This window comes from Rhodanobacter sp. B04 (assembly GCF_002001125.1).
GTDB lineage: Bacteria > Pseudomonadota > Gammaproteobacteria > Xanthomonadales > Rhodanobacteraceae > Rhodanobacter.
In genome coordinates, this window is the sequence record NZ_MUNV01000005.1 from 620898 (window position 1) to 633147 (window position 12250).

The 12250-nt window shown below is 62.3% G+C and carries 13 protein-coding genes; 3 read left to right on the forward strand and 10 right to left on the reverse strand.

Annotated elements, in window-relative coordinates; translation table 11 throughout:
- Positions 1 to 58: 58 nt before the first annotated feature.
- The gene (locus B0E46_RS02720) at positions 59 to 2986 is read right to left on the reverse strand and encodes a TonB-dependent receptor (RefSeq protein ID WP_077554118.1); all 2928 of its coding nucleotides are present in this window, start codon (positions 2984 to 2986) and stop codon (positions 59 to 61) included.
- Positions 2987 to 3543: 557 nt separating this feature from the next.
- Here B0E46_RS02720 and B0E46_RS02725 point away from each other — a divergent pair.
- A complete protein-coding gene (locus tag B0E46_RS02725; RefSeq protein WP_077554119.1) occupies positions 3544 to 3765 on the forward strand; it encodes a hypothetical protein in 222 nt (73 codons plus the stop codon).
- Positions 3766 to 3862: 97 nt separating this feature from the next.
- On the opposite strand, the gene B0E46_RS02730 is transcribed toward B0E46_RS02725, so the two are convergent.
- From B0E46_RS02730 to B0E46_RS02765, 8 genes are all read right to left on the reverse strand, one after another.
- Positions 3863 to 4177: a hypothetical protein gene (locus B0E46_RS02730; protein ID WP_139350388.1), complete on the reverse strand. Its 315-nt coding sequence runs from the start codon at positions 4175 to 4177 to the stop codon at positions 3863 to 3865.
- Between the two features lie 163 nt (positions 4178 to 4340).
- Positions 4341 to 5300, reverse strand: coding sequence for a hypothetical protein (locus B0E46_RS02735; protein WP_077554121.1), 960 nt, complete (start codon positions 5298 to 5300; stop codon positions 4341 to 4343).
- Between the two features lie 197 nt (positions 5301 to 5497).
- The gene (locus B0E46_RS02740; RefSeq protein WP_077554122.1) at positions 5498 to 5887 is read right to left on the reverse strand and encodes a GFA family protein; all 390 of its coding nucleotides are present in this window, start codon (positions 5885 to 5887) and stop codon (positions 5498 to 5500) included.
- Between the two features lie 108 nt (positions 5888 to 5995).
- Positions 5996 to 6613 (reverse strand): OmpH family outer membrane protein, encoded by a 618-nt coding sequence (locus B0E46_RS02745; protein WP_077554123.1) that lies wholly within the window; start codon positions 6611 to 6613, stop codon positions 5996 to 5998.
- 102 nt (positions 6614 to 6715) lie between these two features.
- Positions 6716 to 7018: a hypothetical protein gene (locus B0E46_RS02750; protein ID WP_077554124.1), complete on the reverse strand. Its 303-nt coding sequence runs from the start codon at positions 7016 to 7018 to the stop codon at positions 6716 to 6718.
- 14 nt (positions 7019 to 7032) lie between these two features.
- Positions 7033 to 7551, reverse strand: coding sequence for a DUF3016 domain-containing protein (locus tag B0E46_RS02755; protein ID WP_077554125.1), 519 nt, complete (start codon positions 7549 to 7551; stop codon positions 7033 to 7035).
- A gap of 306 nt (positions 7552 to 7857) precedes the next feature.
- A complete protein-coding gene (locus B0E46_RS02760) occupies positions 7858 to 8850 on the reverse strand; it encodes a hypothetical protein (RefSeq protein ID WP_139350389.1) in 993 nt (330 codons plus the stop codon).
- Positions 8851 to 9098: 248 nt separating this feature from the next.
- Positions 9099 to 9284: a hypothetical protein gene (locus tag B0E46_RS02765; protein WP_077554127.1), complete on the reverse strand. Its 186-nt coding sequence runs from the start codon at positions 9282 to 9284 to the stop codon at positions 9099 to 9101.
- A 173-nt stretch (positions 9285 to 9457) separates the two neighbouring features.
- Between B0E46_RS02765 and B0E46_RS02770 the strand changes: the two genes are divergently transcribed.
- Both B0E46_RS02770 and B0E46_RS02775 read left to right on the forward strand, forming a co-directional pair.
- Complete coding sequence (locus B0E46_RS02770) at positions 9458 to 9868, forward strand: lasso peptide biosynthesis B2 protein (protein WP_077554128.1); 411 nt, start codon at positions 9458 to 9460, stop codon at positions 9866 to 9868.
- A gap of 58 nt (positions 9869 to 9926) precedes the next feature.
- Positions 9927 to 10454: a hypothetical protein gene (locus B0E46_RS02775; RefSeq protein WP_077554129.1), complete on the forward strand. Its 528-nt coding sequence runs from the start codon at positions 9927 to 9929 to the stop codon at positions 10452 to 10454.
- A 389-nt stretch (positions 10455 to 10843) separates the two neighbouring features.
- On the opposite strand, the gene B0E46_RS02780 is transcribed toward B0E46_RS02775, so the two are convergent.
- Positions 10844 to 11074, reverse strand: coding sequence for a hypothetical protein (locus B0E46_RS02780; protein ID WP_139350390.1), 231 nt, complete (start codon positions 11072 to 11074; stop codon positions 10844 to 10846).
- Positions 11075 to 12250 lie beyond the last annotated feature (1176 nt).

Below are 12250 nucleotides of genomic sequence, written 5' to 3' on the forward strand. Positions count from 1 at the left end.
AGTCGCACCGGACGGACAAGGGCGCCGCGATGCGGCGCCTCGCGGCCCATCGCTAGGGCTACAACTTGTAGTTGAAGCCAAGCAGCACGGTGCGCCCCCAGGTGTCGTATTCCAGCGGACGGGTCAGCGGCACGTTGTTGGCGAGCGTGGAGACCTGCACCGTCGAGTCCGCCGAGTTGCCCAGGTTGTTGACCTGCAACAGGATCGACAGCCCGTCGAGGCGTCCGCTGGAGAACGCATAGCCCAACTGCAGATCGGTCTGGCGGTTGGCCAGGATCTTGGTGTAGCCAAGCTGATCGAACAAGGCCACGGCCTCGCCGGTGAACGACGAGCGATAGCGTTCGGCCACGCGCACGGAGAACCCGTAGCGTTCATAGAACAAGGTCAGGTTCGCCACTTTTCGCGACAGGCCGGGCAGCGTGCTCGGACTGCCCGGAATCGCCGAAATGGAGCTGGTCGGGATCGAGCTGTTGGTCAGCGAGTAGTTGGCCTGCACGCCGAACCCTTCCAGCGCATGCGCCAGCAAGCCGCCCTCCAGCGAGCCGGACAGCTCCAGGCCGTCCATCTTGCCGCCGGTGCCGTTCTCCGGCGTGGTGAACGAGCCGATGTTGCTGGTCGGGATCAACGTCGGAGTGTCGTTGGTGTAATGCGAGAAGTCGTAGTTGAGGACGGTCTGGTTGTAGATGTAGTTCAGCAGGTTCTTGTGGAACACCGCCGCCGCCACGTAACTCGCCTCGCCGAAATACTTTTCCCACGACAGGTCGGTACCGACCGCGACGTAAGGCCGCAACTGGGGATTGCCGCCGCTGCCGGTCCAGAGCACCTGTCCCGCGGCCGGACCATCGGTGACTTTCGCCACATAGGCGGACGTGGAAACCTTCTCGTCATCGATGCGGCCGCGCGCCATGGTCTTGGCCAGGCCGAAGCGCAGGTATTGGCGGTTGCCGAGGTCGGCCTTCAGGTTCAGGCTCGGCAGCACGTTGTTGTACGACGCGCCGCCGGCAATCCTGCCGACCAGCGTATTGCCATCGGTCTGCAGCGCATCGGAGGATTGATCGGTATGCACGAACTGCACGCCGACATTGCCACCCACCGGGATGCCGGCCACCGTCGTGTCGATGTTGAACTTGACGTAGGCGAGCGGAACCTTTTCCTCCACCGTGTAGTTGCGGCTCCAGTCGCCCTGCCCGTTTTCCGGGGTCAGGTAGAACTGGTTGTACATCGCGCCCAGCACGTTGTAGTTGATGATGCCCGGGATCCCGCCATAGCCGAGCGATGACGGGTTGTAGAGAAACGCCGGATTGATCGGCGTGCTGTAGTGGTTCTGGTAGGTCGCATCGGTGGAGCCGTTGCCATCCAGCCAGGCGAAGTTGACATCGGCCTGCTTGGTCTTGGTGCGATCCGAATAGGCCAGGCCGAGATCCATGCTGCTGAAGATCCACCCCACCGGATGGCTCACCTGCAGGCGCAGGGCATGGATCCTGTCGATCTGGCGGTCGAATTCCTCGCGACCGTTGTAGCCGTAGTTGTCCGGATCGGTAAAGACCGCGGAAGCGGGGTTGCTCAGGTCGACCGCTGGCGTGAAATCCGGATAGCCATAACCGGCCGGCGTGTTGAAGCCGACACTGGTGAAGGCGCCATTGGACAGGCCGCTGAACAGGTAGGCGTCATGCAGCCGCACCGTGGCGCTGGAGGACGACAGATCGGCCATGCCCGTCCAGTCGTCGACATAGAACTTGTTGTTCCAGCCGATCGAATACAGCTTGTCATGCTCCTTGGTGTATTCGTTTTGCAGGATCGGCGCGATGCCGTTCACCGTGCCCGAGGTGACGATCGGCAACGGCTGGCCGGGCGAAGTCGCCACGTTGTCGTAGGAGATGTTGTCCCACGGGCTGCTGGACCACTGCGCACCGTTGGTGAACTTCCTTTTGTCGAACGTGGAGTAGTACAGGTCGAGCTTGGAGTAGTAGTACTCGTTGGGCGCCCATTCCAGCACGGTCATCAAACCGTTGCGCTTCTGGTCCTGCGACTGCGCGCGCAACTGCATGCCTTCCTGCGAAATCACGTTGTCGGGCATGCCCGGCGTGTGCGGACCGCCCCAATTCTGGTCGATGCCCGCCGAGCCGTTGTCGGCGCTCCACCACCAGGCCTGGTATTGCTTCTCCTGGATCGGCTGGTCGACTTGGGCGATGCCGATGGCCAGGCCCAGCGTGTGGTCGAAGAACTGATCGACATACGAGAAGCTCGCGCGGTGCCCGTTGTCTCCGGTGCCGGTGCCGGGATTGAGGTTGCCGTCGCTGTTGTGCTCGCCGCGCAGATTGAACACCAGCGTCCGCTTGGACAGATCCAGCGGATTGATGGTGTGCAGGTCCACCGTACCGGACAGTCCCTGGCCCACCAGGCTGGCGTCCGGCGTCTTGTACACCACCGCGCCGTTGATCAACTCGGCCGGGTATTGATCGTATTCGACACCACGGTTTTCGCCGATGGTCGCCTGCTCGCGCCCATCCAGCGTGGTGCCGGCGAAGTCGGGCGACAGGCCGCGGATCGAGATGGCGCTGGCCTGGCCATCGACACGTTGCGTCGCCAGGCCAGGCAGGCGCGCCAGGCTGTCGGCAATGCTGACGTCCGGCAGCTTGCCGATGTCCTCGGCGGAGATGGCTTCGACGATATTGCCGGAGTCCTCCTTCAGCTTCATCGCACTCTGGATGCTGCTGCTGATGCCGGTCACCACGATGGTGCTGAGGTCAGCTACGGGAGGCTTGGGTTTCTTGCTGGCCGCCGCCGGGGTCTTCGCGTCCGGTTTGGCCGGCGCCGGTTCGGATGTCGCTGGGTTCGCTCGAGCCTGGCCTGCCGTCTCCTGCGCCGAAGCCGCGCCGGTTGCCATGATGAAGAACAAGGCCGCAGCGCACGCGGCAGCCAAAGGACGCAAGTGCGACGAGGTGGCATGCGCGACAAACGCCCACGACGGACAACGACGATTCATTGGTATCTCCCCAGAGGACCCGCATGCGGCTTCGTCTTGCGGCGGCCGTGCTGCATCTTAAGCACATACATACGCCGTGTCATTGCGACGATCGCGCAATATCTTGCATGCCATGCTGCCGCGTGCAGGCCACCGCTTTCGACCCCGACTTCTTTCGATCCTGATCTTGGGCCCTGTTCACGGCTGGCTGGCCGCCCGGCAACACTGAAGCGACTCTCCAAGCGCCGAACTTCTGCTCGTCGTCCCTGCAGGCCGTCCGTTCCCACGTACGCGACGGGTCACTTCCTGACGCAGCGCAGCCATGCGAAAGCCCCTGCGCGTAATGTCTCCCGTCCGGTAGAGCCCAGCCACAAAGGAGCGTATTCCGCACGCGATGACCGCGTGCAGTGCCGTGGAAGCTGGTTCCATGCCGCCAGGACAGGGGGATGCGTGCCTGTCGCAGAGGCTCCCTGCCAATCTGGCAAGCATCTTGCAAAACTTTTCACTGGACGCGCCGGACGAACCGTGAAGCTGGCGCTAACCATGGACGAGATCGGCACACGGCAAGAGCTACAGAGATGCGCAAAGCAACTTACCAACGTATTCAAGGCAAGCGCTACACCTATCAGATCAAGTACGACCATGCTGGCTACGAGGTGAGCAGGAGCGGCGAGATCAAGAAAATCGGCCTCGTGCCCAAGGCTTTCGTCGGGTCCTCGCTGACCCGGGACGAAGCGATGGATCGCGGGCTGTTTTCCGCCGAACTCGACATCGAGAGCCTGATCGGCATGGAGGAATAGGTTCAGCGCCGCCAGCCCCGACCGACGCCCCGCGGGTGTCGCGGGCGCGATGTCGCCGACGGGAGAGGCACTGACCGTATCCGCAACACCGTCCCCGTCATCGACCGTGCTGCGTGCGACGGATCAATCCGGTGAAATACGCAAGATACAGCGCCGTCGCCGCCAGCGGCATCGCATACCACCAGTACGAAGCCGCCGTGCCGCCACGCCAGTGCATGAACAACACCATGAGCGCGCTCAGCACGCAGACGCCAGGCAGCGCAAACATCGACAGGTCCAGGACCTTCACCTCAAGCCTGCCGAGTCGATTGCCGGTGACGATGCCGCCTGCGGAAAAAACCACGAGCATGAAAAGCAAGTTGGCCAGCATCAGCTGGCCGATCGTACCCAGCAAAGTCCATCCGAACGACAAGCCACTCCTCCCTCAATGGCGTTGACGCCTGACTGATCCATTCCATCGTGGCTGCCGCAACGGAAGGTACCTTTGGCATCGCCTGCTGCCGGAATCATCCGCGCCGCATTTTCTTCATGACCGCGCCAGCACACCACGCAGCCGCAGCGCGTACAAAACGGATTCAACCCAGGCCAGCTCGTGCGAGTTCATCGGCCACCCGGGTCCGGTCGTTCTGCGAAAACTTGGTGATGCGCCCATCGATCCAGATGTCCGCCCGCGCCTGCGGCAAGATGTTGTTCATGGTCAGGTCGAAGACCTCGTAGCGCAGCCAGTCGGCGACGTACTGCTTGTCACACCAGGCGGTAACCCGGATCCGCCGCTGCGTACCCGAACCGCTAAGCACCGATTCGATCACCGCCATGTAGGTGTTCACGGCAAAGTGGCCACAGACCAGGTTGGCGGCGTTGGTTTTGCCGCCCAGGCATACCCCCTGCAGGTGGCACCATTCGTAATGCGCCAGCCTGCCAACCTGATAGCGCCCGGCATTCGGTGCGCCGACGTCAAGTGCATGCCGCCATGCGGACTTCTGCGCGGGCGAGTTCGTCTTGGTCGACTTGAGCCGCTCGGCAAGGTCGGCATTGCCGGTGGACACCAGGCCGGTGGATATCCCGGTGAGCGTGGTCGGGCCGCCGATGGTGAGGGCTGCCGGCACGATGCGCGGCGCTTCCATGTCTTCCGGCGTGAGGCGCATGCTGATGTCGAAGTCACGACTGAGAACGAAGTCCGGATCGTCGTTGCCATCGTTCTCGTCGATATCGTCCGGATCGATGGCAGCTTCCGCCGCCATCGCTGCGCTGCGCCGCTGGCGCAAGGCACGCTCCCTGGCCCAGGCATAGGTAGGCAACAGCGCGAGCGTGCGACTGCGCTTGATGAGCGGCCCGTACTTGACCATCTGCCCGCCGCACAACACACCGTTGTTGCCGAAGCAGCAACCGAGCGCGCCGGCACCGCCCAGCTTCTGGATCGCAGCGTGGATGGCGTACGACATGGTCGCCTTGCGGCCGCAGCGCAGGCAACGCAGCTTCACGTGCTGGGCGGTCAGCGGCTTGATCTTCTTGGGGTTCGACGAATGACTGGGCATGGATGTCAACCTGGCTCGCGTGACGGCGAAAGGGGACAGCACGGAGACATTGCAAATCGGCGGAACCCGGCGTCGGAAATCCGGGTTCAAGGAACCGTGCTAGGAAAAACGCGACACGACCTGTTTCCGATGTTCGGAATTATCCACGGATCGCCCCTTAGCTTTGCTCGGCCTGCTGCCGCTGCCCAAGATACGCCTCAAAACCAGTAGTCGGCGACACAGCGGCCATCGCGCGGCAGGTCCTCGAACATGTCCAGCCCGTCGAAATGGTCGATGGGGATCTGCGCCACGGCGGCGGGCTCGGCCAGACGCAGGTTGACGGCGGTGCGGCGACGCCCCGCCGCGTCCGTCTCAAGGCCGCGCCAGCACACCACGCACCCGCACACCGGACAGAAGTGGAACTCGATCGCCTTGCCGCGGACGTAGGCCCGCGTTAGCCCCGAGACACGAATGCCCTCGTCCACGTAGTCGTAGGCCCATAGCACGCCGTAGCGACGGCAGATCGTGCAATTGCAGGCCGTGGCCCCAGCGGGCTGGCCGTCGAACTGCCAACGCACCGCACCACAGTGGCATGAGCCTTCGATCATCGCTGCTCCCTGTCGCCCGGGCCCGCGACAAGTGAACCTCAGCTACCCGGTTTTCTTGAAGCGGGGGCGGAGACGGCTATCGCCATTTGCCACCGCCCCGCTTTCTGCTTACTTCCCGTTGCCGCTCGGCAGCGGCTCCAGGTTGAAACTGAGGGTGGTGATCTTGCGGTCCAGGCCCTGGATAACCTCGCCGGTCAGGTCGTTGGCCATGTTGCCGGCGATCACCGCGTCACGGTTCAGCAAAAGCCCGCAATGATGGCTTGTATAGCTGCTGGCGATGATCGGCTGTGCCTCCTCGCTGATACTTTGCATGGCCTTGGCGCGGGTCAGCTGGATGCGTTGATTTGTCTCGCCGGACTGGGTCTGAAACGCCTGCATGCGCTGCTGCAGGGCCGCTCCCTGTTGCTTGCGCTGCGCTTCGCTCAAGGACGGCGACGTCTGCTGGAAGCTCTGGATGTCCGCATCGAGCGGCTTGCGCTGGGTCTCCAGCTGGCTGTTCGCCTGCTCGGCCAGCTGGCTCAGCCGCTGGCTGGCGGCCTGGCCGATCTTGGCCTGCGCGAAGACCGCTTCGCGCGAGAGCAGGCACAGACCGGGCACAGGGTTGCCACCAGCAAGTGTGTTGGCTCCGCCAAGGTTGTCGGCAGCACGCACGGACGACACGGGGAAGGCGGAAAGACTGGCCACGGCGATCAGGGAGGCGACGAGCGACGAACGAGGCAGGTTCATGATGGGTAGTCCCGTATGTGTGGAATTCACGCGATCCATCGACTCCATGGGGAGAGGGCCACGTGGTTTTCCAGCATACCCAAATGATGCGCCTTGCGGGTATCACGAGTAACGCCTTGCGTCCTCTTGCGGCTTCAGGACGCCGGCCCGCAGCTTCACTGGTTCCAGCCAGTCCGGGCATGCGAGCAGCGCATCGCTGACAGCCACGTCATACAGCTTGCGCCGGGCAGAAAGAGGAAACTCGCCGCTGATCGGTCGCGCCCGGGACATGCCACAGGAATCCGGCGACTTCTGGCGGTCAGATGCGCCGGATCCCTGCATCGCGGGGATGACAAGCTCAACTAGGCGCCGCTCGTCCCCGACACCTTCATTGCAGGGGTAGCAGTCGACACCCGCTTCTTCCATCCCGCCGCCGATCCTCAGAGCTTCCCGGTGCCCCTGCGCAGCCAGAGGTCGATCAGGGATTTCTCGTAACGCAACGAATCCTGGTCGCCTGCCATGTTGTGGTTGAGAAAGGCCGGGTCTCGCAGCTTGCGGCTGCCCTCGCGCAACACCTTGCCATCGGCGCCGTACAGGGTGAAATCGAGATCGATGCGCGGCGGATAGATGTCCTTGATGATGCGCACGTCGTTGAAGCGGGGCCCGCGCCAGGGCTCGTACTCGCCGGCACGGTCCACATCGGTCACCTCGATGTCCAGCCGCTGGCCCGGTGCCAGGATGCGCGAAGCACGCTGGGCGATGTAGGCCTGGAACGGCTTCAGGTAAGCGGCGGGGTCGATCAGGTGCACCCCGACATCGCGCTTCGCCTCGGTGAAGTTCTGGGGATCCTTGTAGTGCACGTTGACGTTGTCCGGCGGCGGTGTCGCCGCCCGTGCAACGATCGAGGCGAGAACCACGCAGGCCACCAGCAGCAGGCGGAACAGCGGGGAAGGTTTCATGGCAGGTCTCCCGAAGCGGAAGGGACAGCGACCGGAACAGGCGCGCATGGCCGCGGTGCAGCAGTATACGTCCGGCCAAAAGGCGGATTGGTGAACGGCTACCCCGGAATGCCCCAGCGCAGCGGGCTGCACCTGCACGTCTTTCGAAACCTCACCGAGAGTGTGCGCACACGCTGGGCGATGGCTGGTCGACTACAACCCAGAGATTCGAGCTCCAGTCGGTGCGGCGCCGATTGAAGCGAAGGCGACATCCAGACCGTCGAGCGATCGAACGGGATAGCCGTCACCGCTGCCCGTGCCTGCGCTTCACCGCTGATGGCAGGCCATGCAGGCGAACGTCGAGTCGAGCATCATCCGCGCCGGCGGCGTGCTGCCCGGCGCAGTCACCGCGTTGAAGCGCGCCACGTTCGCCGGCGCGTCGGCGATGCGCCGTTCGAGTTCGCGCTGGAACGGCCAGCTGGCGTAACCGGGGGCGGATTTGGCGGCCGCATACATGCTGCGTGCGGTTTGCCAGTCGCCCGATTTCACCAGCATGTCGCCCATGTTGAGGAAGAAACCTTCCTGGTTGTGCGGGGCGATCGCGCTCTCGTTGCAGGCGCGCCGATCGCGCGCATCGGCAGGCGTCGCCTCGATGCGGGCGGCCAGCCGGGCGATGTCCGGACGGCGGCGGTCGACCGGCTCGCGGGCGCAGACGTCCAGATTGCTCCACTGCCATGCCAGCGCCTGCCGGAAACCGGGGCTCGCCGCATCCAGGCCGCTCATCACGTAGCCCGCCGTGAACAGGTTGAACGCCGGCCACGCCTTGATCGCCGCCTGCATCGTGCGCGTGGCCTGCTGCTGCAACGCCGGGTCGTGCTGGATGCCCGCTTCGGCCAGCATCGCGCTGGCCAGAAAGCCCTGGTAGCGCGGATCGTCCGGCAGCTGATCCACGGCGCGCTGGAAGTAGCTGCGCGCCAGCACCGCATCGTCGGTCACCGTGGGCGCCACCGATGCCTGGCGCGCGCGCTCGGAGATACGCCAGATGTGCAGAAAGCCGACGTGGGCGGTGGTCGTGCCGTCACGCGGATCGCGCAGGTGCGCACCCGTTTCGGCCTCCAGCGCGGCCTGGATATGCGCGTAGTCGCCACCGTGCAGCGTCTGCCAGAACAGGGCGTCCGCCTGCAGCGCCGCCGGGCTGCGTGGCGCGACTGCTGGCGGCGGCGACGCCTGCAGCGTATCCGCATGAACCATCGCCAGGCTCGCGACCACAGTGCAGGCGGCGGCCAGCATCAGTGGAAAATGGCGTGCACGTGCTGACATCCTGTTTCGCATAAGTCCCCTTGCCCGATCGACCCGCGCCGCCGTCATCGCCCTGCTGGCGATGCACTGGCGGGTCGAGCACAGCATCGCCTGCCGGCACGAACCGCAACAGAACATGCTGTCAGCGAACCGCCGTGACGATTGTCATCGCAGGTCGGCACCAGGCTTCGATCAGGATTCTCGCCACGCCACCGTTCGCGTCCGGCTCGACTGCCGAATGAAGGGGCCGTGTCGACTGCAACAAATGGCTAATGCACCACGGGTCGCCAGCTGACCACGACCTCGCCCTCATCATCGGTGTGGTCGGCATGGCCCGACCAGTTTTCGCCATCGAAACTCTCTTGCATGTGGTCGGCTGCGCAATCCTGGCTCAGCGAGAGTTGTTCCGCGCCCCACAGCGAAAACAGGGGTGGATTGTTTTCGTCGCAATCCATGCTGACCGTCTGGTGCGCAATCTGACGAACGGTCAGCCCGGTGCCGTTGGGCGTCCAACGTCGGTGAACTGGCCAGGTACAACCTACTCACGCGAAGTTCGAGGGGGGGATTCTGGAGATCAACCGGACCGGATATCGCACCTCCCGACCAAAGCGTGCTTGAAACGTCTTGCTTGGGCCAGCGCGTCTCGGCCGGCGCAATCAGGGACGTGTTCATCATTGTTTGCATGATGCGCTGGCAGCTTAGGACATGGTCCCTGAAATCCATTCTTCGAAGCTTGAGCGAGTACCGCCGCGTCCGCACCCCGCCTGTCGCTGTCGATGTACCTGAAGTCCAGCAAGACTTGGCTGAAGCAGCAGCCGCTTTCAACCGCGTGCGGCCCTACGTGCCCATCGAAACCTGCTGCTTGATCGACTCGCTGTCGATGGTCAGGTTCCTAGCCAAGCGCGGCCTGCACGCCCACCTCGTCATGGGAGTGGCCTGTGATCCGTTCTCCGCCCACGCCTGGGTTCAACACGGCTCGCTGCTATTGAACGAAACCTTGGGGGCGGCCGAGGCTCATGTTCCTATTCGGGTGATCTAATGTGCTACCACTACATCGCATTGACAAACCGCTTCAGTGGCGGCCCTGACGATGGCGAATGTCAGTTCACTGGCACCAGATCGCGGAGCAACTCGGCATTGAACTCCTGCAACAGTCACTCGAGTTCGCAGATGCGGCTATTGCTTTCCCATTACCACAGCACTCGCTGCGACCGGCAGCCTGGTTACTGAGCTGTGCCGTTGCCCGCGTCATGAATGACGCAGCGGATGCCCAGGATGTTCGCAGCCATTTCTCCGGCAGCGGCGGCGATACGATCTTCTGCTACCTCGCATCGGCTGCTCCTGCGGCCGACGCTTTTCGGGAGCACGGTTTTGCGGTGGGCTGGCAAGCCATCGTCAACCTGACCAGGCTGCATGGATGCACGATGGCGAAAGCCGTACGACTTACGCTGCGCAAGCTGTACTGGCCACCCAAGCCCCCCATCAGGGCGGAGTATTCATTACTGGCACGAACCGACGAGACCCCTCCCCTGGAACTCCACCCATGGTTCTCTGCACCGCCCAATGTCCTTCCCGGCGATCGCGAACGGATACCGTTCTTGGCTGCACGCGGGCATGAGCGATGATGAAATCGAAACCATTCGGGTGCACCTGAAACAAGGGCGAGCACTGGGTGACCCACGTTTTCAGGCCATGGTTGAAAAGACCCTTGGACAACCAGCTTCCGTAAGACCGCAAGGCCGCCCATCACGGTCATATAACCAAGACTGAATCCTGCGAGGCTTATTTAACTACCTCCGGCCCCTTATGGCGTAGTTGCCTGAGCTGTACAGCACGCCTCGATCGGTGTGATGGATGAGGCCTGCGGCTGGCTGCCGATGAGCAATGGCCATGCGCAAGGCAGCCCGTAAGACCGCAAGGCCGCCCATCACAGTCATATAACCAAGACTGAATCCAGCGAGGCTTATTTAACTACCTCCGTCCCTGAGGTTTCCCCACGAATCTCCTCGATCAATCAATAGCTTGCGCGCAGATTGAAGGAACAGTGCGCACATGATGCGGTCATTCTGTCTTCAGTCAACAGGGCGCGATAGATGCCGTGTTTGACCGCGTTGTCGTTGCCGACCGGGCCGCCGATGGATGTGCCACCGTGCAGTTCGGCATCGCAGGAGAGGCGCAAGGAGCGCCTGAACGGGTCTTGGCGCCGCACCGCACGGGGTCGTTTTGCGGATTCATAGATCGGCATCCAGGAGGCCACGTTTCTGTAGCTCCCTCATCAGGACGGCATCCTTACGAAACCGATCAAAAAGTGCCAGCATCTCGCGCCGATTCTTCCCGCGCGCCGGCAGCTCCGTGCGGAATAGCGTGGCGATTATTTGTAGATCCGCATCTGCCGGGATTCCCGGGCTCTTGGCTTCCCATTTACGCAATCGGACGTCAGATCAAATCGAAAGAAACCCGCGCCAACTTCATCTACCCCGGCGAATGCCTGCCCCGTGCCTCTCCAGTTCACCAACAAACCGAGTGGATCAACGTAGCTAAGCGAGTCATTGCCAACATAGGCATAGATAGTTGCCCCTGGCGCGAGTTCGTCGTACCGGAGGTCGGCTTCCCTAGGCGTGATGCGGGTTAGCGAGCGGATGACGAAGACACCTTCTCCTAAGTTCGGTGCGATTTTTCCCTAGACGCGAGTTTTCGAGGCGCAGCGCATCACCCGATATGACGCAAACGACGGCAACAATCGCTGAGGGCTAGTAGAGCGATCGCTCTACTCTTCGGCACAGAAATTATTTTCCCTTCTTAGAAGCACGTCGAAAAAAATAGCCAAGACCGCCGCCCAAACACAAAATTCCGATGACTTTTGCGTCTATGCCCATTGGCAACCTGCCAATAAGCAGGTAATAGCAGACAGAGATAAGCAATGCAGCCAACCAGGCATAGGCAACGGCCCTTAAGGCAAGCAACAAGTTGCTATTTCTTACAATCACATGGATCTCCTGCAGATTTGACCAATGCGCTCGTTTCCATATCGGTATACGCTCCCGCCATTCCAAAAACTGGCCCTGCGAGATACCTACCAGGTCCCAGTGTTGGATTAGCTTGAATTCCTGCGTAGGCATACGCTCCATACGTTGCTACGGTATTAGCATCAACATTGGCGAAGCCAAGCCTTGTACTCACGGCAGTCACTACTGTATCGGCTATTGCAACATCCACGTTACCCCCTGAACTAACTATCGAGGTAATCGTCTGCGATCCAGCTGCAGCAGCTGATGAGCCGTTTTGACTATTGCCTGTTGAGTTCCATCCAAAACTGAGCCACTTCGCCGGGTGATTTTCGTCGAAATTTGAGCCACCTCCTACCACCCTCCGCTCACAGCACGAGCGGGAGCAACAGGAGTGATCGACGTGGCCCTATTGA